The organism is Lentzea sp. NPDC102401, assembly GCF_044765805.1.
GTDB lineage: Bacteria > Actinomycetota > Actinomycetes > Mycobacteriales > Pseudonocardiaceae > Lentzea > Lentzea sokolovensis.
Window position 1 is genome coordinate 529,807 of the sequence record NZ_JBIWKS010000004.1, and the last position, 19,390, is coordinate 549,196.

Here is a 19,390-nt window from a genome sequence, read left to right on the forward strand (position 1 = left end):
CGGACCTACGATCGAGTTCGTGGTGGATCGACTCCAATCGCTGCGTGACGCGCTGGCCGCACGGCCAGGCGAGCCCGTGCCGTTCGACGTGCTGGCCGCGCAGGTGTGGCCGGACGAGCCGCCGATGCATCCGCGCGCGGCGTTGCGGACGCTGGTCAGCCGGTTGCGCGGCACCGAGCAGGTGATCACCGAACCGACCGGGTACCGGCTGGTGCCGCGCCCGCCCGCGCCGTGTCAGCTGCCCGCCGACCTGCCGGACTTCGTCGGCAGAAGGGACGAGATCGCGCGGCTGGAGCTGATCGACGAGCCGGTGCGGGCGATCACCGGGCTGCCCGGCGTCGGCAAGACCGTGCTCGCGATCAGGGAGGCGCACCGGCTGCGGCCCGAGTTCCCGGACGGGCAGCTCTACGTCAACCTGCGCGGCTTCTCGACCGGGCCGGCGATGACGGTCGGGCAGGCGCTGGAGCGGTTCGTGAAGGCGCTGGGCGGCGGGCCGAACGACGACTACCACGAGCTGCTGCGGAACCGGCGGGTGCTGGTGGTGCTCGACAACGCGACCGCCGAGGTGATCGAGCCCCTCCTGCCGGCCGCCCCCGGCTGCGCCGCGCTGATCACGAGCCGCCAGGACCTGCCGCAGTTCGCGCAGGTCACCCTGTCCGTGCTGGCCGAGCAGGAGGCACGGGAGCTGCTCAAGGGCATGCGGGTCGAAGGGGACACGAGCGAGCTGATCGGGCTGTGCGCGCGGTTGCCGCTGGCGTTGCGGATCGCCGGGGCGAACCTCGCAGGGCGGCACCTGCCGGACTACGTCGAGGAACTGCGCGAGCACCGCCTTGAAGCGTTGGAGATCGAGGACGACGACACGGCCGTGCAGGCGACGTTCGACCTCTCGTACCGGAAGCTCTCACCGCGGGCGCGCAGGACGTTCGACTTCCTCGGCGCGGTGCCCGGCCCGGACATTCCGCGCGACCTGGCCGGAGCCGCGACCGACGAGCTGGTCGCGGCGAACCTGGTGCAGCAGAACAACAACCGCTACCAGCTGCACGACCTGCTGCGCCTCTACGCGCACGAACGGTCGACCGAGCGGGACCGGCAGACGGTGTTCGACTGGTATCTCAGGCGGGCCGACGGGGCCGAAGCCCAGCTGCAGGTCGGTTTCACCCGGTTGCTCCCGTCCACTCAGGACTCCGTCGCGTTCGCGGACCGCGAGGCGGCGATGGCCTGGTTCGAGGCGGAACGGCCGAACCTCGTCGCGCTCGCCGAGGACCACCCCGACGCGGCGCTGGTGGTGGCCACGAGGCCGTACCTGCTGCTCACCGGCCAGTACGCCGACCTGCGCACGATCGCGCGCGCCGCGTTGGACGGCGGCGAGACCGGCCAGCGCGCGGCGGCGATGCGGGTCTGCCTCGCCTACCTCGACTGGCGGTCCGGCGAGCACCGGACGGCGATCGAGCACAGCGAGCGGGCCATCGCCGAGTACCGCGCCGCCGGCTCGCAGGCCCCGGAGGCCACCGCGCTCAACATCCTCGCCGGGATCCACCACGACCTCGGCGACCTCGCCCGCGCCCGCGAGCACCTCGCGTCGGCGATCGAGCTCTACGGGCCCAACGGCATGCGGTCGCAGCTGATCGGCGGTCTCGGCAACCTCGGGCTGGTCGACCTGGAGCTCGGCAGGCTCTCCTCCGCCGAGGACGCGCTGCGCAGGTCGGTCGCGCTGGCCGGCGAGATCGACGACTGGCAGCACCTCGCGAACGGCCTCAACAACCTCGGCGTGGTGCTCGCGGCCCGGCAACGGCACGCGGACGCGGAGGCCGCGTTCAGCGAGTCCCTCGAACTGTCACGCCGTCACGGGCTGCGGCCGATCGAGATGTCCGCGCGGGTCGAGTACGCGGAGCTGCTCATCGCCGTCGGCCGCCGTGAAGAAGCCCGTGACCACGCTGAACGCGCGCTCGAACTGGCTGGCGACGACGACCTGTTCATCGAGGTCGACGCCTGCCTGGTGCTCGCGGAGGTCGACCGTTCGGTCGCCGGGTACGACGAGGTGCTGCGCCGCGCGGCCGACGCCGGGTTCCGCATCATCGAGGTGCGCGCCCTGGCGGGCAAAGCCGCGCTGACTGACGACGATGCGTTGTACGACAAGGCGATCGAACGAGCGGAGAGCGCGGGACTGCGCCACCGGGCCGACGTGGTCAGGAAACTCCGCTCAAGTACGTCGTGACGCGCGTGTAGACGCCGGGCGCGTTCGGGCGAGCACAGCCGATGCCCCACGACACGATGCCCGCCAACCGGCCGTCGACCACGAACGGGCCGCCGGAGTCGTCGACGCACGCGTCGATGCCGCCGTCGGGATATCCCGCGCAGAACATGGCCTGGGCGTCGTAGCGCGCGTAGGTCGCGGCGCACTGCTCGTCCGACATGATCGGGACGTAGGCCTTGTGCAGCAACGGACTCTTGGCCGTGTCGTTCTCCGCCTGCCGTCCCCAGCCGTACACGACACCGACGCTGCCGTTCATGTACACACCGGCGGCGGCGACCGGCAGCGTCCGGTACGGCATCGGTTCGGCGAGCGCCAGCAGGGCGATGTCCTTGCCACGCGAGGGAGTCGAGTAGCCGTCGACGAGTTCGTACGACGTGCCGACCGAGGTGGAACCGCCGTCGGTGCGCAGGTCGAGCCGCCCGCCGACGACGGTGATCGAGCCGGGAGCGCGACCGTGGACGCAGTGCGCCGCCGTGACCACCTGCCCGGGGCCGAGGAGCGCGCCGCCGCAGAACTGGTGGCCCGACGACGTCGTCAGGGCCACCATCCACGGCACCTCACCGGCGTCGTCCACCACCTCACCGCCGACGATCCGAGGGGCGGCGTGAGCCGGGGTCACCATGATCACGAGCAGGAGCAGAACCGCCGGCAGTCGCATGTGGACCAGCAGAGCCCAGCGGCCTACGGGTCGACAACCCCAGGCGGCGAAGCATCCACGACCGAGTGAAGATCCTTGGCGTAGCGGGAGATCCGGACGTACACGCCGGGCTTGTTCCTGCGCGCGCAGCCCTCGCCCCACGACGTGACGCCGACGAGCTTGCCGTCCACCACGATCGGGCCGCCCGAGTCGCCCTGGCAGGTGTCGACCTTGCCGCCCTCGTAGCCCGCGCAGAACATGTCCGCCTTCACGAACTGCGGATAGGTGTCGACGCAGAAGTCGTCCGGCAGCACCGGCACGGTGGCCTGCATGAGGTAGCGGGACGTCTTGCCGTTCTCCGCCGTGCGCCCCCAGCCGAGCGCCCGCAGCTGCGTTCCCGGCTGGTAGAGCGCCCGATCGGACAGTTCGGCGAACGGCAGCGGCAGGTACGGCAGCTCATCCTTCAGCGTCAGGACGGCCACGTCCTCACCCTCGTCGGCGGAGACGTACTGCTTGTGGATCCAGATCTTCGTGACGGTCGCCGTCACCCCGGCCGTGCGGTCCTGCTTGTCCTCGCGGCCCGCGACGACCTTCAGCTCGCTCGGCGAGCGGCCGAGCGCGCAGTGGGCCGCGGTGAGCACCTTCGCGGGCGCGACGATCGTGCCACCGCAGAACTGGCCACCTCGGTCGTCGACGAGGTAGACGGCCCACGGGTTCGCCTCGATGGAGGCCCGCTCACCGCCAACGACCTGCTCGTTGGCGGCGGCGGTGCCCGTTGAGGCGAGCAATGCGGAGAGAACCAGCACCAGGAGTCGTCTCATGACTCCAGATGGTAGCTACTCTGCTGGGCCGTTCGGAGCAACCTTGCTCCAGACCCTGCCGGCCGCGCCCATGACCGACTCGCCGATGTCGTTGATCGTCTTGATCAACGGGTCGGCGGAGTTGCTCATGGAGTCCTTGTAGGACCGGGCGGCGCTCTTGATGTCGTCGCCGAGGTTCGTCGTCGGCCTGTCGTCCTCGCGGCGCGCGTACGTGCCGGTCAGGATCTCGCGGTACTCCTCGCTCGCCGACCAGCGCTGCAGTTCGGCGGCCCGCACCACGACCAGCGGGTGCGTGCGGGTCTCGGTGTGCAGGAGTTTGAGGATGCTGTCGCGAATGTCCTCGACCTCCTCGTACTCCTTCGCCTGGGCGAGGAACGACGCGATGTCGACGTTGCCGCCGAGGTCGCCCGCGAGCGCGAGGTGCGTGCGCAACGCGGCCTGCGGGTCCTGGCAGGCCAGCAGGCCCGCCCGGTCGCAGGACAGTTCGGTCTTGCGCTGCCACTCGCGCAGCGCCGCGATGACCGCCCGCATGGCGATCGCACCCGCGGGCACCCACGCGAACGACGTCGTGAGGTCGACCAGCCTGCGCAGCAACGTGTTGTAGAGCGCGTGGCCCGACATCGCGTGGCCCATCTCGTGACCGATCAGGAAGCGCAGCGACTCGTTGTCGAGCAGGTCGACCGAGCCGGTGCTGATCACGATGAACGGCTTGTCGATGCCGTAGGTGTAGCCGTACGCCTGCGCGTTGCGCTCGACGAAGAGCTCGGGCACCTCGGCGAGGTCGAACGTCGCCGCCACCTCGTTGCGGATGCGGTCGAGCGTCGGGTACTGCTTGGGGCCCACCCGGACGGAGGACGCCACCTGAAGCAGGCGCTCACCCCGCTCGGTGAAGGCTCCGGCGACCGCCTTGAGGATCGGTGCCACGGCGGGCACCGCCCTCAGCACCGCGAGGGCGCCTCGGTCGGCAGGATGCTCATAGGCGCGTGGGCTGATGCCCGGGAACCGCACCCTCGATGATTGCTCAATATCCCCCGTCACTCCCCCAGGTTAGACACGATCCGGACAAGGGTGCACGGAATCACGACTGGACCGTTGCAAACTTGCGCGGTGAGCAGCGACGAAGACACCACAGTTCTGCAGTTGCGCGGCGGGGCCTCAGCGACTCTGGTCCGCCGCCGTGCGGTCGCCAACGACCGTGGGGCGATCCTCTACGTGCACGGTTTCGCGGACTACTTCTTCCAGGAGCACGTGGCCGCGCACTACACGGCCCAGGGCTACGACTTCTACGCCGTTGACCTGCGCGGATACGGCCGGTCGCTGCGTGATGGCGAGGTGCCGAACTACACGACCGACATGGCCGTGTACTTCGAGGAGATCGACGCCGCGATAGCCGTCATTCGTGAAGAGCATTCGCGTGTGGTGCTGATGGGGCACTCGACCGGCGGCCTCACCACCTCGTTGTGGGCGCACGAACGACGCTCCAGTGACCTGATCGACGCGTTGGTGCTCAACAGCCCGTGGCTGGACGTCGTCGAACCGCCGTTCATGCGGCAGGTCGTGAAGCTGATCGGCGGGATCGCGCCGAAGGTGAAGATCCGCGCGAACCTCGGCGAGGCGTACGGCGCCGCGATCCACAACTCGCGCAACGGCGAGTGGGACTTCGACCTGAAGTGGAAGCCGCTCGCGGGCTTCCCCGTGCTGGCCGGGTGGATCCGGGCGGTGCTGCTGGCGCAGGAGAAGGTCCACAACGGACTCGACGTGCGGGTCCCGGTGCTGGTGCTGCACTCCGACAAGAGCATGTTGAACGCTCGCGAGTGGAGCGAGGACGTCTCGAAGGCGGACGCCGTGCTCGACGTCGAGGGAATGCGCAAGTGGGGTCCGAAGATCGGATCATCGGTCAAGGTCGTGGAGATCAAGGCCGGCATGCACGACCTGTTCCTGTCGCCTGAGCCAGTGCGTGCGGCGGCGCTCGCCGAGGTCGACGAGTTCCTGAAAACGGCTTGACCTCGTTGTAGGTCGAGGTTCGAGACTGGTCGTCATGAACATCGACTTCAACGCCTGGTACGCGCTCGAAAGCGCGATGCAGGACGAGAAAAGCCGTCGCGTGAGCCGGGCGACGTTGAAGCGTGTCGCCCGGTTCGCCCACCCGCAACGGCGTGCCGTGTACGGACTTCTGGTCACTTCCTCGGTCGCGGCGGTGCTCGCGGTGGCCTCTCCGGTGCTGGCCGGACGCGTCGTCGACACCATCATCGGCGGCCGCGACTTCGGTCTGGTCGTGTGGCTCGCGCTGGCGATCGCCGGGGTGGCGGTGCTGGAGGCCGGGTTCTCGCTGGCCGAGCGGTGGCAGTCGTCGCGCGTCGGAGAGGACCTGATCCTGCGGCTGCGGCAGGCCGTCTTCGACCACGTGCAACGGATGCCGATCGCGTTCTTCACCCGCACGCGCACCGGTGCGCTGGTGTCGCGGCTGAACAACGACGTGATCGCGGCGCAGCGGGCGTTCTCCGAGACGATCTCCGGTGTCGTCACGAACGTGATCGCCCTGGTTCTGACCCTGATCGTGATGCTGACGCTGTCGTGGCAGGTCACGGTGCTCGCGATGGTGCTGCTGCCGATCTTCCTGCTGCCGGCTCGGCGGATGGGCAAGCGTTTGGCATCTATGCACCGCGAGGCCGCGAACCTCGACTCGGCGATGACGACGCAGATGACCGAGCGGTTCTCCGCGCCCGGTGCCACCTTGATCAAGCTGTTCGGCCGGCCTTCCATCGAGAGCGCCGAGTTCGGATCGCGGGCACGGCGCGTGCGCGACATCGGCGTGCGGACAGCCGTGGCGCAGTGGCTGTTCCTCGTGGCGTTGACACTGGTGTCCTCGCTGGCGTTGGCGCTGGTCTACGGGCTGGGCGGGTACTTCGTGTTCGCCGGGGAGATGGCGCCGGGCACGATCGTGACGCTGGCGCTGCTGCTGACTCGCCTGTACGCGCCGTTGACGGCGTTGGCCGGCGCACGGGTGGACGTGATGACGGCGCTGGTGTCGTTCGAGCGGGTCTTCGAGGTGCTGGACCTGCCGCCGTTGATCAAGGAGAAGCCCGAGCCGGTCGTCGTTCCCGATGGTCCGGTGCGCGTCGAGTTCTCGGACGTGAAGTTCGCCTACCCGTCCGCGGACAAGGTCTCACTCGCCTCGCTGGAGGAGGTGGCGTCGCTCGACACCCGTGGCGGCGAGGTGATCCTCGGCGGCGTGTCGTTCGTCGCCGAGCCCGGTTCGCTGATCGCGCTGGTCGGCGCGTCGGGTGCGGGCAAGTCGACGATCGCGTCGCTGCTGCCCCGTCTGTACGACGTGGACTCCGGCACCGTTCGACTGTCCGGCGTGGACGTTCGCGACCTGTCGTTCGACTCGATCCGCGAGACCGTCGGCATGGTGACGCAGGACGGGCACCTGTTCCACGAGTCGATCGGGGCGAACCTGCGCCTCGCGGCTCCGTCGGCCACCGACGAGGAGATCTGGGACGCGCTGACCCGCGCACGGCTCGCGGACCTGGTGGCGTCGTTGCCGGACCAGCTGGACACCGTGGTCGGCGAACGCGGCTACCGCCTGTCCGGCGGCGAACGGCAACGGCTGACCATCGCCCGGCTGCTGCTGGCCAAGCCCCGCGTGGTGATCCTGGACGAGGCGACCGCGCACCTGGACTCGCGCTCGGAGGCCGCCGTGCAGGAGGCGCTGGTCGAGGCACTCGCGGGCCGGACGTCGCTGGTGATCGCACACCGGCTGTCGACCATCCGGGCCGCGGACCAGATCCTCGTCGTCGACGCCGGCCAGATCGTCGAACGTGGTACGCATGAAGCGTTGCTGGCCCTGGAAGGCCACTACGCCAAGCTGTACCGCACTCAGTTCAGCGAAGAGCCGATCGGAGCACCGTGACCATCCCCTCGCCCGACAACCTGTACCCGTTGCCGGACTACGCCCGCACGGTGCTGCTCAAGCCGTTGGTGAAGAACCCGCAGATCGAGATCGGCGAGTACACCTACTACGACGACCCGCACCACGCCACGGAGTTCGAGCAGCGCAACGTCCTCTACAACTTCGGCGCCGAGAAACTCGTCATCGGCCGCTACTGCGCTCTCGCAGAAGGCGTGCGGTTCATCATGTCCGGCGCCAACCACAGCATGGCGGGCGTGTCGACGTTCCCGTTCACGATCTTCGGCGGCGTCTGGGGAGAGAAGACGCTCGACATCGCCCTCGGCGCACCGAGCCGCGGCGACACGGTGGTGGGCAACGACGTCTGGATCGGCTACAACGCCCTGATCATGCCCGGCGTGCGGATCGGCGACGGCGCGATCATCGCCGCCGGTTCCGTCGTCGTGTCGGACGTGCCGGCGTACGGGATCGTGGGCGGCAATCCGGCTGGGCTGATCAAGAAGCGGTACAGCGACTCGGAGATCGAACTGCTGGAACGCGTCGCGTGGTGGGACTGGCCGGTGGAGAAGGTGACCGAACACGTCCGCGTGATCATGGCGGGCACGCCCGCAGAGCTCGCGGAGATCGCCCCGTGAAGGCACTGCTGATCACCGGCCCGGTCGGGGTGGGCAAGACGACGGTCGCCGAAGCGGTCGGCGACCGGCTTGCCGAGGCGAAGGTCCCGCACGCGCTGATCGACCTGGACTGGCTGTCGTCGTGCTGGCCCGCGCCGGCGGACGACCCGTTCCACTTCGATCTTCAGCTGCGGAACCTCGAAGCCGTCGTGCGCAACTACGTCGCCGCCGGGGTGCACCGCGTCGTGCTCGCGGGCGTGGTGGAGAGCAGGGCCGACCGCGAGCGGTACGCCGAAGTGATCGGCGCGAAGCTCAACGTCTGCCGGTTGAAGGCGGACCTGTCCGTCCTCCACCAACGGCTCGTGCGACGGCACCACGACGAGGCGGACCTGCGCTGGCACCTGAACCGCGCCGAGGAGCTCGAGATGCTCTTCGCGGCGTCGTGGATCGAGGACTTCGTGGTCTCCGCCGACCAGCCCGTGGCCGAGGTGGCGCAGGACGTGATCTCGTGGTGGCTGGCGGCGGAACGGCTCCCGATCGAGTCGGCGTCCGACTGAACGTCAGACCGGATACCCGATGGCGACGACCTGGTCGGTGACGGCGGCCAGGGTGGTGGCGGGGTTGAGTGCGGTCACGACGTCCGCGGTCAGCGGCAGCCCCGCGTAGAAGTGCCGCACCGCGCCGAGGTCGACCGGCATCTCGTAGTTGCCGCTCCGTCCCGCTTGGACGCTGGCTCCTCACCGGGTGCCCACTCGGTGTCGTAGAGGTGGTGGCGGTCTTCGCTGCCGGGATCCAGCACGACCTCCAGCGCGGCCAGCGCCCGGCACAGCGCACGCAGTTCCGGATTGGCAGGCAGGAGACGAGCGACGTCGTACGCGGCCACACCGGCATCCAAGCAATCGGTCCGAACGTACTCGACAGTACGCGCGACACCTGCTCATCGTGGCGTCCGAGTGATTTTTCCGACGGACCGCGCTGATCGCGCGATCATGGGCACATGGAGTACGACCGCTACTGCGACCTGACCATGCGGGGCGGCACGACCAGCGGTGTCGTGTACCCCCTCGCGGTCGCCTCGCTGGCCCGCCACTACGAGTTCAAGCAGATCGGTGGCGCGTCCGCCGGTGCGATCGCCGCGGGGTTCACGGCGGCGGCCGAACGCGGCCGGGCCTCCGGTGGGTTCGAGAAGCTGGCCGGGCTGATCGACTGGTTCACGTCCGGGTCGGGCGCGGAACGATGGCGGATGGCTCAGCTGTTCCAGCCCGCCGGGAAGACCCGTGCGCTGTACCGGATCGTCATCGCGTCCATGCAGAAGCGCGAGACGACTGGGCGTAGCGCGATCTCGTGCCTGTTCTTCGCGTTGCTGGGTGCGGTCGGGTTGCGCGCCAAGTCGGTGCTGGCGCTGATGGCGTTGTTGTGGCTGGGCGGGCCTGTGCTGTTCTCGGCGTGGCTCGCCCCCTCCGCGTATCCGGGGTGGATCGCGGCGCTGGTCGTCGTGCTGGCGCTGGCGTGCCTGGTCATGGTGCTGTGGCCGTTGCGGTCGAGTTTGCCTTGGCCCGCCTGGGTGTTCGCCGCAGTGCCGCTCGTGCTGGGGCTGGCGTTCTCGCGGCACTACGCGACGGCGGCGATCGTGCTGCTCGTGTGGCTGGTGCTGTCGCTCGCGGCCGTCAGCGCGTTGATCGTCACGTACGGGTATGCGATGCAACGGTTCCTGAAGGCCAACGCGACGTCCATCCACTTCGGACTTGTGCCCGGCACCGGTGACTACACGCCGTCGTGGCTCGATCGGCTGGCCGGGGTGCCGAAGTCGACGGGCGTGCCGCCGCTGGCCGACTGGATCGCCGACCGGCTGGACGACCTCGCGGGCACGTCCGACGCGGTGACGTTCGGCGACCTCGGCGACATCAACCTCGTGCTGATGACGACGGACCTGTCCGAGGGGCGGCCGTACCGGTTGCCGTTCAAGGAAGAGTGGCAGTACTGCGAGGAGTGCCTCGGCTACGTGTTGCCGAGCCGGGTGGTCGAGCAGCTCAACGGGCGCGAGACCGACGTCAAGTGCCCGCTGCACAAGTACATGCCACTGCGGGAACTGCCTCCTCGCGACCAGCTGCCGGTCGTGCTCGCCGTGCGGATGTCGCTGTCGTTCCCCGGTCTGATCGCCGCCGTGCCGCTGTGCCGGGACGGGCGCGTGCACTGGTTCTCCGACGGCGGCATCACCAGCAACTTCCCGATCCACTTCTTCGACGCGCTGCTGCCGCGCTGGCCCACGTTCGGCCTGACCATCCAGCCCTACCCGAACGGCGACAGGACCGACGTGTGGCTGCCGGAGCAGGACGCGTCGGCCACCGGCACCCCCTACTCGTCGATCGGTTCCGTGCCGCGGTTCCTGGTGTCCATCCTGGACACGTTCCTGGACTGGCGCGACACCATGCAGTCCGCGCTGCCCGGCTACCGCGGCCGCATCGCGCACGTGCGGCAGTCCGACGACGAGGGCGGCTCGAACCTGTTCATGCCGCCCGCCACGATCAAGCGGCTGGCGTTGCGCGGGCAGCAGGCCGGCGACATGCTGCGCGACCGGTTCCAGCAGCAGCGCAACACCGACCGCTACCGCTGGATCCGGCTGCGCATGGCGTTGCGCGAGTACCAGGAGCTCGGCGAGCAGGCAGCCGACCGCGACGCGCTGTACGAGGAGTTGCTGGAGCGGTTCGAGATCCCGGCCGAACTGCACGCCTGGTTCCGCACTCCCCCTGCCGACGGCGATCCGTTCCGGGACGAGATCAACGTCGCGCTGGACCACGTCGGGCGGCTCAAGGACGACGGGCCGTTCGACGGGGTGCCGCCGGTGGATCCGGATTTGCGGCTGACGCCACCCGAGTAGGCACGCTAGTCTGAACCCATGACGCGTCGATTTAGCCGCCCCCGACCTGCGTGGGTGGCGCGCGCCTGAAAGACCTTCCCGTCGGTCGGGGGACTCCGCAGTCAGGAACCCAGACCGGAGAACGGGAAACCCCATGTACCGCACCGAAGAACTCGTGCACGCCCTGAACGTCCGCGATCTCACCGATCCCGCGCAGGGCCCGCACGCGATGCAACTCCTCATCGCCGACCTCAGGCAAGCGCTGGACAACCCGCGGGAAGTCCGCCACCACCCGCTCGTCCCGGTGGAGCACAACTACGAACACCTCGGCTACCCCGAAGACGCGATCACCCGGGACGCCCGTTACACCAGGTACGTCAGCGAGACGTGCATGCTGCGCAGCCACACCACGGCGATGATCCCGCCGGCGCTCAAGAACGCGACGCCGGACGTGACGTTGCTCTGCCCCGGCCTGGTCTACCGCCGCGACACGGTCGACCGCCTGCACACCGGCACGCCGCACCAGCTGGACGTCTGGCGGATCAGCAACGCCGAGGAACCGCTCGACGACCTCATCCGCACGGTCGTCACGACCCTGTTGCCCGGCAAGCGTTATCGCACGATCGACGCGCAGCACCCGTACACCACGCACGGCAAGCAGATCGACGTCGAGCACGACGGCGAGTGGGTCGAGGTAGGCGAGTGCGGCAGGGCCGCGCGGCACGTCGTCAAACACCACCCGCACGGGCTCGCGATGGGCCTCGGCCTGGACCGGATCCTGATGCTGCGCAAGGGAATCCCGGACATCCGCCTGCTGCGCAACACCGACCCGCGGATCAGCACGCAGATGCTGGACCTCACCGAGTACCGGCCGATCTCCCGGCACCCGGCCGCGATCAGGGACATCTCGATCATCGCGAACAGCGAAGAGGACGCCGAGACTTTGGGCGACCGGATCCGCGCGCTCGTGCCGGAGGACGTCGTCGAGGAGATCGAGATCCTCAGCGAGACGCCGTCAGAAGAACTACCGCCGCACGTCCAGCAGAGGCTGGAAGCCCAGCGCGGTCAGAAGAACGTGCTCATCCGCGTGACGATGAGGGCGCCGGAACGCACCCTCAACGACCGCGAGACGAACGAGATCAGGGACAGGCTGCTTCAGGGCTTGCGGCCGACAGCGCCGTAGATGCCCACGTGGGCCTCGTCGAAGGAGTCCGGGCGCCAGTCGTTGACCGCGACGACGCCCGGCTCCAGCATCTCCATGCCGTCGAAGAACCGCGTCACCTCGGCGTGCGTGCGCATGGTGAGCTTGTTGTCCGAGTTGCTGTAGATCTTGGCGACCTCACGGGCCTCGGCGAGCTCCTCCTCGGACAGCGTGTCCCAGGTGGCGTGAGTGATGGCAAGGTACGAGCCGGCCGGCAGGTCGGCCATGTACTCGGCGATGGCCTCGTACGGGCTGTCGGTGTCCGGGACGAAGTGCAGCGCGGCGATCACCAGCACACCGACCGGGCGGGAGAAGTCGAGCGTCTCGCGGGCGCCGGCGAGGACCGAGGTCGTGGCACGCAGGTCGGCCAGGATCGCGTTCGCGTTGGGGTTGTCGGCCAGCAGGGCGTTGCTGTGCGAGACGGCGACCGGCTCGAAGTCGACGTAGACGACGCGCGCGTCCGGGTTGTCGTGCTGGGCGATCTCGTGGACGTTGCCCACGGTCGGGATGCCGGAGCCCAGGTCGAGGAACTGGTCGACGCCCTGCGTCATGAGGTGGCGGACGACCCGGCGCAGGAACGAGCGGTTCGCCTGCGCGCTCTGGGCGACACCGGGGAAGATCTGCTCCACCTGCTTGGCGGCGGCACGGTCGGCTTCGAAGTTGTGCGAGCCGCCCAGGTAGTAGTCGTACATCCGCGCCACGCTCGGGCGCGTGACGTCGACCGTGGACGGGACCCACTTCAGCTCTTCCATCACGTGCGCATCCTCCGTCGTCGCCGCACGGGTGTCCACCACCACACATCCGAACCGGGATGGTCTCGGTCACGTGTGAGAGGACATGCCCTCCAGCACCGCTGAGCTCCACGCGAGGTTCCGCCATCTCAGGGAACGCTCGCCGGTGCACTTCGACGCCGATATCGGCGGCTGGTGCATCACCCGTTACGACGACGTACTGACAGTGCTCGGCCTGGACGCGGGCGACCCGGACCCGTTGCCCAAACGGGTGATCACGCACGCCATGAAGGTCGTCCGGCCCGTGGTCACCCTGTGCGCCATCGAGTTGCTCGACGCCGACGACGCCACGTTCGCGCAATCGCTTGCAGCCACGGCGGCCGAGGCGTTCACGCTCGCGCACGGTGTGGAGGCGTTCGCCGCCACATCCCTGGCCACGACGCAGGCGTTCCTCACCAACGCGATGCACGCGCTGCACGATCATCCGGCCCAGGCCGAGCTGCTCAGGAACGAACCGGCGCTCGCACGGGACGCCGTCGAGGAGCTGCTGCGGTTCGACACCCCGCTTCCCCTCGCTCCCGCCCGCCGGACGCCCCGCCCCGTCGTGCTGAGCGGGCGTACGGTCGAGGCAGGCGAGATGCTCCTGCCGTTCGTCGCGGCGGCCAACCGGTGCTCGGTGAAATTTCCCGGCGGCGACCGTCTCGACCTGCGGCGCAAGCCCGTGGGCGTGCTCGCCGCGTGCCCCACGAGCACCGCGCTCGCCCGTGTGACAGGTGAGATCGCGCTGGTCAGACGCCTCCGGGCAGCTGCTCGCTGACAGCGAACACGCCAGGGGAACACCACCCCACTCCAGATGGTTGAGCGATACAGACTCAACTTTGGAGGGTGACGAGATGGGCGAGACTCTGGCCCTGCCGGTACTGCCGCTGGACGACGTCGTGGTGCTGCCCGGCATGGTGGTGCCGATCCGCATCTCCGGTGCGGACGCGAGCGCTGAGGCCCGTGCGGCCGTAGACGCCGCCACGACCGCGGCAAATCATCAAGTGCTCCTCGTTCCACGGCTGGACGGGAAGTACGCAGCAGTAGGCACACTGGCCGAGATCGAACAGGTGGGCCGCCTGCCCGGTGGCGAACGCGCTGCCGTCGTGCGCGGCACCAAGCGCGTGCGCATCGGCACGGGCACCACGGGGCCGGGTGCGGCGCTGTGGGTTAACGCGACGATCGCGGACGACTCCCCGATCACCGACCGGACCCGCGAGCTCGCGAAGCAGTACCGCGCGCTCGTGACGAACATCCTGCAGACGCGCGGCGCGTGGCAGATGGTCGACTCGGTGCAGCAGATCAGCGACCCGTCGGCGCTGGCCGACCTCGCGGGCTACGCCTCCTATCTCGACGACCAGCAGAAGATCTGGCTGCTGGAGACGAGCGACGTCACCACCCGGCTGGAGAAGCTGGTGGAGTGGGGTCAGGCGCACCTGACCGAACTCGACGTCAACGAGACGATCGCGAAGGACGTCAAGGAAGGCGTCGAGAAGCAGCAGCGCGAGTTCCTGCTGCGCCAGCAGATGGCCGCGATCCGCAAGGAACTGGCCGAGCTCGACGGCAAGCCCGCGACCGAGCAGGAGGACTACCGCGCCCGCGTCGAGGCCGCCGACCTGCCGGAGAAGGTCGCGAAGGCCGCGCTGGCCGAGGTCGACAAGCTGGAGCGCACCTCCGAGCAGTCGCCCGAGGTGGGCTGGATCCGGACGTGGCTCGACACCGTCCTCGAAATTCCGTGGAACGAGCGGACCGAGGACTCCTACGACATCAAGGCGGCGCGCGAGATCCTCGACGCCGACCACGCCGGCCTGGACGACGTGAAGCAGCGCATCACCGAGTACCTGGCCGTGCGCAAGCGTCGTGCCGAGCGCGGCATGGGTGTCGTGGGCGGACGTCGTTCGGGCGCCGTGCTCGCGCTGACGGGTCCTCCCGGCGTCGGCAAGACGTCGCTCGGTGAGTCCGTGGCTCGGGCGATGGGCCGCAAGTTCGTTCGCGTGGCGCTCGGTGGCGTCCGGGACGAGGCCGAGATCCGCGGTCACCGCCGCACGTACGTCGGCGCGTTGCCGGGCCGGATCGTCCGCGCGATCAGCGAGGCCGGTTCGATGAACCCGGTCGTGCTGCTCGACGAGATCGACAAGGTCGGCTCCGACTACCGCGGCGACCCGACGGCGGCGTTGCTCGAGGTCCTGGACCCGGCGCAGAACCACACGTTCCGCGACCACTACCTGGAGGTCGAGCTCGACCTCTCGGACGTCGTGTTCCTCGCGACCGCGAACGTGCTGGACACGATCCCGGCGCCACTGCTCGACCGCATGGAACTCGTGCAGCTCGACGGCTACACCGAGGACGAGAAGGTCACGATCGCCAGCGGCCACCTGCTGCCGCGCCAGATCGAACGCGCCGGCCTCACACCTGAGGACGTCACGTTCGACAAGCCCGCGCTGCACCAGCTCGCGAGCGAGTACACGCGGGAAGCCGGTGTGCGGCAACTGGAACGGGCCCTCGCGCGCATCCTGCGCAAGGCGACCGCCAAGGTGGCACTGGGCGAGACCGAGTTCCCGATCACGGTCGACCAGCCGTCGCTGAAGTCCTACATCGGCAGCCCGAAGAACACGCCGGAATCGGCGGAGCGCACCTCCGTCCCAGGCGTGGCAACGGGTCTGGCCGTCACGGGTGTCGGTGGCGACGTGCTGTTCATCGAGGCCTCGCTGGCCCCGAAGGACACCGGCGCGTCCGGCGTCACGCTGACCGGTCAGCTGGGCGACGTGATGAAGGAGTCCGCGCAGATCGCGTTGTCGTACCTGCGTTCGCACGACGAAGGGGCCGCGGCGCTGGCCGACCGGGGAGTGCACATCCACGTCCCGGCGGGCGCGGTGCCGAAGGACGGTCCGTCCGCGGGCGTCACGATGACGACGGCGCTGGCGTCACTGCTGTCCGGCCGCCCGGTGCGCTCGGACGTGGCGATGACGGGCGAGATCTCGTTGACCGGCCGGGTGCTGCCGATCGGTGGCGTGAAGCAGAAGCTGCTGGCCGCTCACCGCGCGGGCATCACGACCGTGCTGCTGCCGCAGCGCAACGAGCCGGACCTGGAGGACGTGCCGGAGTCGGTGCGTGAGCAGCTGACCGTGCACTTCGTCTCGGACGTGGCGCAGGTGCTGGAGCACGCGCTCTCGAAGGAGACCGTCGCCACGACCGTTGCGGCGTAACGGAAATAGGACCCCTCGTGGGGGCAGTAGCGGCGACTACTGCCCCCACGAGGCTTTTTCGTGTCTACAGGCCGACGTCGATGACGAGCCGGTTCGGGCTCGTCATCGTGAACACCCGGTGCCACGACGCGGTGTTGGCATAACCGACGGCAACTCCCAGCGTGGCCTCGAAGTCGCACGTGAGCGCGACCCCGCGGATGTTGCTCAGGCCGGGCGTCGCGAAGTTCCGCGACCCGGTGTACGTCAGGTTCCCGTTGTCGTCGTGCGCGGCCGCGCCGATCAACGTGACCGCCAGGATCTCCTGGATCCCAGGCCCGGCAACGGTGATCGGGTTTCCGGACGCGCAGTGCGACACGCCGGTGACCTCACTGACCCGATACTCCGCCGGCGCCCCGGACAGGTCCAGCACCACCCGGCTGAAGCCGTTGTGCTGCCCGGTCCTGATGTCCGACAGCGTGGCCGTGCTCTGCGCCGACGCCATCGGCACGAACGTGAACACCGCCAGCACCGCCACGAGCACCGCGACAAGACGTCTGTTCATCTCGGCCCCCTCTCAGGGCTCTTCCCACACCCTGAAGACGTGTGCCCCAGACCACAGTTGCGTCAGTACGAGTAGATGTCGATGACGACCCGGTCGGGGTTGGTCAGCGTGAAGACCTTGTGCCACGAGTTCGTGTTGTCGTAGCTGACCGCGATGCCCATCGTCGCCTCGAAGTCGCACGTGAAGGCGATGCCCTTGATGTTGGTGAGCCCCTGCGGCACGAAGTTGCGCGGACCGGTGTACGTCGGGTCGAAGTTCTCGTCGTACGACGCGGCACCGAAGAACATCGTCTCCAGGATCTCGTTGCCCGCCATCGGAACCGGGTTGCCGGAGGCGCAGTTCGAGGCCTCGGTCGCCTCCCGGGACATCGAGTTGCTCGGCAGCCCGTTCAGGTCGAGCACGACCCGCTCGTACCCGTCGTGCTTGCCGGTACGGATGTTCGTGAGCTCGGCATGCCCCTGCGCCGACGCCACCGGTACGAACGTGAACACCGCGGCCACCGCGAGCAGCACCGCGCCAAGACGCTTCTTCACTCGTCTCCCCAGTCAGCTGTTGTTGATGTCGACCACGACACGGGTCGGGTTGTCCAGGAACGTGATCTTGTACGACAGCCCCTTCGGCGCGTACCCGATCGCGAAGTCCAGGTGACCCTCGAAGTCGCACGTGTTCGTGACGCTCTTGACCTTCGCCAGCCCAGGCGTGTCGAACGCACGCGGCCCGGGGTAGTTGTGCGCATTGGCGGGCTGCATGCTCACGACCAGGAACTCGTCACCCTTGGCCGTGATCGGCTTGCCGGACGCGCAGTGCTCCAGCGAGGTCGCCCGGTACTCCGTCACGCTCGGTCGTGGCCCGTTGAAGTCGAACACGACCCGGTCGAACCTGGCGTGCAGCCCGGTCCGGACGGCCGTCAGCTCGTTCCCCTCAGCCGCCGACGCGGCCGGCACGACACCGACCGCCATCCCCACGGCGACGAGCGCTGCTGCTGCGATCCGCTTCATCTCTCCCCCTCTTCACCAGAAAGCCCCCGCGCAGGTCACGCGCGACCGGGCCTCCTGGTTGCCCGCTACCCCAGAAAGTCCTCCAGCGGTACCGGCGTCAGCCCGTCCTGCTTGGCCCGGTTCAGGAACGCCGTGAAGTCCTCGACGAACGTCGTCCGGAAGTGCATGAGCACGATGTCGCCGCGGTTGAGCTTGTCCCCCTGCTGGAACTGCACGCGCCCGTCGTTGACCGCCGCCGTCCAGTTGACCAGCGCCTTGAACCCGCAACTGGCCGCCGCGTGACGAGTGGTCGCGTCGTAGTTCCCGAACGGCGGCCGGAACAACGTGGGCCGCTTCCCGTAATCCCCAGCGAGAAAGTCCGCGTTGCCGCAGATCTCGTTCTTCTGGAACTCGAACCCCTTGCCCTGCAGGTTCGGGTGGTTCGTCGTGTGGCTGTGCACCGTGACGGGCAACTGTTTGAAGTAGTCCTTGTGCCCCTCGGCGTACTTCGTGTTCAGGAAGACCGACGGCCACACCCCGGCCTCGATCATCAGCTCACGAGCCTTCGGATGCTGCACGGCCCCGTCGTCGATCGTGATGAACACGTACGGCTTGTCCGTTTGAACGCGCGTGACGACGGGCACCATCCCGTCAGCGATCGCGGGCGCCTTCGCCTGCACCGTGCCATACGGATAGGGCGGCTCGAACATCCGCTTGGGCCGCTCCGGCGTAGTGGTGGTCACCGGCGGCATGGACGTGGTCAGCACCGGCCCACTGGACCCGGATTCGGGCGCGTCCGCACACGCCACAAGTCCGGCAACCAGTAAAAACGCAGCAAAAAGCCGCAACCTCGACATCAAAAATCCCCCTCCACGCGAAAGACGCCGCGCAGGCCCCCATGGTTGCACGGGGATAGGGTCGAAGTGATCACAAAAGGAGGACTCCCATGAGCCTCGAGCGCCCAGTCGCTCCCGACCCCTACCAGCTGCTCCCGCAGGTCGGCACCTTCACCGTCACCTCGACGGACGTGCGCGACGGCGAACAGCTCGACGACGCCCAGGTCTTCGAGGGCGGCAACACCTCACCTCAACTCTCCTGGTCGGGCTTCCCGGAGGAGACCCGAAGCTTCGTGGTCACCTGCTACGACCCGGACGCCCCGACCCCCTCGGGCTTCTGGCACTGGGTCGCCGTGAACCTCCCAGCCACCACCACTCAATTGGACACCGGCGCAGGCACCTCGGACGCCACACTTCCGGGTGATGCCTTCCACGTCCGCTCCGACTACAGCACCCGAGCCTTCGGCGGCGCCGCCCCACCCAAGGGCGACCACCCGCACCGCTACTACTTCGTGGTGCACGCCGTGGACGTGGACAAGCTGGACGTGGACCAGGACGCCTCCCCGGCGGTGGTCAGCTTCAACCTCGCCTTCCACACCCTGGCAAGGGCGATCATCACTCCGACCTACCAGCACTGACCACAGGTCCCGGGGGGGGGGGGGGGGGGGGGGGGCGCCGCGCCCCCCCCCCCCCCCCCCCCCCCACACCCCCCCCCCCCCCCCCCCCCCCCCCCCAAAAAGGTGGGTCAAAAGCGCCAACGGAGCCG

At 68.9% G+C, this 19,390-nt stretch carries 19 protein-coding genes; 10 read left to right on the plus strand and 9 right to left on the minus strand.

The annotated features are described in order from the left end of the window. Positions 1-19 precede the first annotated feature (19 nt). The gene (locus ACIRG5_RS17615) at positions 20-2,215 is read left to right on the plus strand and encodes a tetratricopeptide repeat protein (protein WP_402905744.1); all 2,196 of its coding nucleotides are present in this window, start codon (positions 20-22) and stop codon (positions 2,213-2,215) included. Here the strand turns inward: ACIRG5_RS17615 and ACIRG5_RS17620 are convergent. Genes ACIRG5_RS17620 through ACIRG5_RS17630 form a run of 3 tightly spaced genes read right to left on the minus strand, consistent with a single transcriptional unit; the run spans position 2,187 to position 4,750 of the window. Continuing rightward, a complete protein-coding gene (locus ACIRG5_RS17620) occupies positions 2,187-2,912 on the minus strand; it encodes a S1 family serine peptidase (RefSeq protein WP_402905746.1) in 726 nt (241 codons plus the stop codon). The genes ACIRG5_RS17615 and ACIRG5_RS17620 overlap by 29 nt on opposite strands. A gap of 23 nt (positions 2,913-2,935) precedes the next feature. Further along, positions 2,936-3,712, minus strand: coding sequence for a S1 family peptidase (locus ACIRG5_RS17625; protein WP_402905748.1), 777 nt, complete (start codon positions 3,710-3,712; stop codon positions 2,936-2,938). 15 nt (positions 3,713-3,727) lie between these two features. After that, positions 3,728-4,750 (minus strand): M48 family metallopeptidase, encoded by a 1,023-nt coding sequence (locus ACIRG5_RS17630; RefSeq protein ID WP_402905750.1) that lies wholly within the window; start codon positions 4,748-4,750, stop codon positions 3,728-3,730. Positions 4,751-4,819: 69 nt separating this feature from the next. Between ACIRG5_RS17630 and ACIRG5_RS17635 the strand changes: the two genes are divergently transcribed. The 4 genes from ACIRG5_RS17635 to ACIRG5_RS17650 are packed head-to-tail and all read left to right on the plus strand — an operon-like array spanning position 4,820 to position 8,793. Continuing rightward, positions 4,820-5,716, plus strand: a complete 897-nt coding sequence (locus ACIRG5_RS17635; RefSeq protein ID WP_402905751.1) for an alpha/beta hydrolase — start codon at positions 4,820-4,822, stop codon at positions 5,714-5,716. A 34-nt stretch (positions 5,717-5,750) separates the two neighbouring features. Further along, positions 5,751-7,625, plus strand: a complete 1,875-nt coding sequence (locus tag ACIRG5_RS17640; protein ID WP_402905753.1) for an ABC transporter ATP-binding protein — start codon at positions 5,751-5,753, stop codon at positions 7,623-7,625. Next, the gene (locus tag ACIRG5_RS17645) at positions 7,622-8,257 is read left to right on the plus strand and encodes a CatB-related O-acetyltransferase (RefSeq protein ID WP_402905755.1); all 636 of its coding nucleotides are present in this window, start codon (positions 7,622-7,624) and stop codon (positions 8,255-8,257) included. Before ACIRG5_RS17640 ends, ACIRG5_RS17645 begins: the two co-directional genes overlap by 4 nt. Then, positions 8,254-8,793, plus strand: coding sequence for an AAA family ATPase (locus tag ACIRG5_RS17650; protein ID WP_402905757.1), 540 nt, complete (start codon positions 8,254-8,256; stop codon positions 8,791-8,793). The genes ACIRG5_RS17645 and ACIRG5_RS17650 overlap by 4 nt, the downstream gene beginning before the upstream one ends. A gap of 3 nt (positions 8,794-8,796) precedes the next feature. On the opposite strand, the gene ACIRG5_RS17655 is transcribed toward ACIRG5_RS17650, so the two are convergent. Further along, positions 8,797-8,934, minus strand: a complete 138-nt coding sequence (locus ACIRG5_RS17655; protein ID WP_402905759.1) for a hypothetical protein — start codon at positions 8,932-8,934, stop codon at positions 8,797-8,799. A 299-nt stretch (positions 8,935-9,233) separates the two neighbouring features. Here ACIRG5_RS17655 and ACIRG5_RS17660 point away from each other — a divergent pair, with 299 nt between their 5' ends. Then, positions 9,234-11,114: a patatin gene (locus tag ACIRG5_RS17660; protein WP_402905761.1), complete on the plus strand. Its 1,881-nt coding sequence runs from the start codon at positions 9,234-9,236 to the stop codon at positions 11,112-11,114. A gap of 133 nt (positions 11,115-11,247) precedes the next feature. Continuing rightward, positions 11,248-12,276 (plus strand): hypothetical protein, encoded by a 1,029-nt coding sequence (locus ACIRG5_RS17665; protein ID WP_402905763.1) that lies wholly within the window; start codon positions 11,248-11,250, stop codon positions 12,274-12,276. Here ACIRG5_RS17665 and ACIRG5_RS17670 read toward each other — a convergent pair. Further along, on the minus strand, positions 12,249-13,046 hold the full coding sequence (locus ACIRG5_RS17670) for an SAM-dependent methyltransferase (RefSeq protein WP_402906200.1): 798 nt from the start codon (positions 13,044-13,046) through the stop codon (positions 12,249-12,251). The genes ACIRG5_RS17665 and ACIRG5_RS17670 overlap by 28 nt on opposite strands. Before the next feature lie 85 nt (positions 13,047-13,131). Here ACIRG5_RS17670 and ACIRG5_RS17675 point away from each other — a divergent pair, with 85 nt between their 5' ends. Both ACIRG5_RS17675 and lon read left to right on the plus strand, forming a co-directional pair. Continuing rightward, positions 13,132-13,842 (plus strand): hypothetical protein, encoded by a 711-nt coding sequence (locus ACIRG5_RS17675; RefSeq protein ID WP_402905765.1) that lies wholly within the window; start codon positions 13,132-13,134, stop codon positions 13,840-13,842. A gap of 76 nt (positions 13,843-13,918) precedes the next feature. Next, positions 13,919-16,270 carry an endopeptidase La gene (gene lon / locus ACIRG5_RS17680; protein ID WP_402905767.1) on the plus strand — a complete coding sequence of 784 codons (2,352 nt, stop codon included), beginning with the start codon at positions 13,919-13,921 and terminating at the stop codon, positions 16,268-16,270. 64 nt (positions 16,271-16,334) lie between these two features. Here lon and ACIRG5_RS17685 read toward each other — a convergent pair whose 3' ends face one another. The 4 genes from ACIRG5_RS17685 to ACIRG5_RS17700 all read right to left on the minus strand — a co-directional run bounded on the left by ACIRG5_RS17685 (position 16,335) and on the right by ACIRG5_RS17700 (position 18,555). After that, positions 16,335-16,811 carry a hypothetical protein gene (locus ACIRG5_RS17685; protein ID WP_402905769.1) on the minus strand — a complete coding sequence of 159 codons (477 nt, stop codon included), beginning with the start codon at positions 16,809-16,811 and terminating at the stop codon, positions 16,335-16,337. A gap of 62 nt (positions 16,812-16,873) precedes the next feature. Beyond that, on the minus strand, positions 16,874-17,344 hold the full coding sequence (locus tag ACIRG5_RS17690; RefSeq protein WP_402905771.1) for a hypothetical protein: 471 nt from the start codon (positions 17,342-17,344) through the stop codon (positions 16,874-16,876). A 12-nt stretch (positions 17,345-17,356) separates the two neighbouring features. Beyond that, positions 17,357-17,809: a hypothetical protein gene (locus ACIRG5_RS17695; protein WP_402905773.1), complete on the minus strand. Its 453-nt coding sequence runs from the start codon at positions 17,807-17,809 to the stop codon at positions 17,357-17,359. 65 nt (positions 17,810-17,874) lie between these two features. Next, positions 17,875-18,555 (minus strand): polysaccharide deacetylase family protein, encoded by a 681-nt coding sequence (locus ACIRG5_RS17700; protein ID WP_402905775.1) that lies wholly within the window; start codon positions 18,553-18,555, stop codon positions 17,875-17,877. Between the two features lie 179 nt (positions 18,556-18,734). Here ACIRG5_RS17700 and ACIRG5_RS17705 point away from each other — a divergent pair, with 179 nt between their 5' ends. After that, positions 18,735-19,262 carry a YbhB/YbcL family Raf kinase inhibitor-like protein gene (locus ACIRG5_RS17705; protein WP_402905777.1) on the plus strand — a complete coding sequence of 176 codons (528 nt, stop codon included), beginning with the start codon at positions 18,735-18,737 and terminating at the stop codon, positions 19,260-19,262. The last annotated feature ends 128 nt before the right edge of the window (positions 19,263-19,390 follow it).

What these genes read in the sequence shown, in the direction of transcription:
- ACIRG5_RS17620 (WP_402905746.1), bottom strand. Translation starts at nt 2,912, where the DNA reads ATGCGACTGCCGGCGGTTCTGCTCCTGCTCGTGATCATGGTGACCCCG.
- ACIRG5_RS17625 (WP_402905748.1), bottom strand. Translation starts at nt 3,712, where the DNA reads ATGAGACGACTCCTGGTGCTGGTTCTCTCCGCATTGCTCGCCTCAACG.
- ACIRG5_RS17640 (WP_402905753.1), top strand. Translation starts at nt 5,751, where the DNA reads ATGAACATCGACTTCAACGCCTGGTACGCGCTCGAAAGCGCGATGCAG.
- ACIRG5_RS17655 (WP_402905759.1), bottom strand. Translation starts at nt 8,934, where the DNA reads ATGCCGGTCGACCTCGGCGCGGTGCGGCACTTCTACGCGGGGCTGCCG.
- ACIRG5_RS17660 (WP_402905761.1), top strand. Translation starts at nt 9,234, where the DNA reads ATGGAGTACGACCGCTACTGCGACCTGACCATGCGGGGCGGCACGACC.
- ACIRG5_RS17665 (WP_402905763.1), top strand. Translation starts at nt 11,248, where the DNA reads ATGTACCGCACCGAAGAACTCGTGCACGCCCTGAACGTCCGCGATCTC.
- ACIRG5_RS17670 (WP_402906200.1), bottom strand. Translation starts at nt 13,046, where the DNA reads ATGGAAGAGCTGAAGTGGGTCCCGTCCACGGTCGACGTCACGCGCCCG.
- ACIRG5_RS17675 (WP_402905765.1), top strand. Translation starts at nt 13,132, where the DNA reads ATGCCCTCCAGCACCGCTGAGCTCCACGCGAGGTTCCGCCATCTCAGG.
- lon (WP_402905767.1), top strand. Translation starts at nt 13,919, where the DNA reads ATGGGCGAGACTCTGGCCCTGCCGGTACTGCCGCTGGACGACGTCGTG.
- ACIRG5_RS17685 (WP_402905769.1), bottom strand. Translation starts at nt 16,811, where the DNA reads ATGAACAGACGTCTTGTCGCGGTGCTCGTGGCGGTGCTGGCGGTGTTC.
- ACIRG5_RS17695 (WP_402905773.1), bottom strand. Translation starts at nt 17,809, where the DNA reads ATGAAGCGGATCGCAGCAGCAGCGCTCGTCGCCGTGGGGATGGCGGTC.
- ACIRG5_RS17705 (WP_402905777.1), top strand. Translation starts at nt 18,735, where the DNA reads ATGAGCCTCGAGCGCCCAGTCGCTCCCGACCCCTACCAGCTGCTCCCG.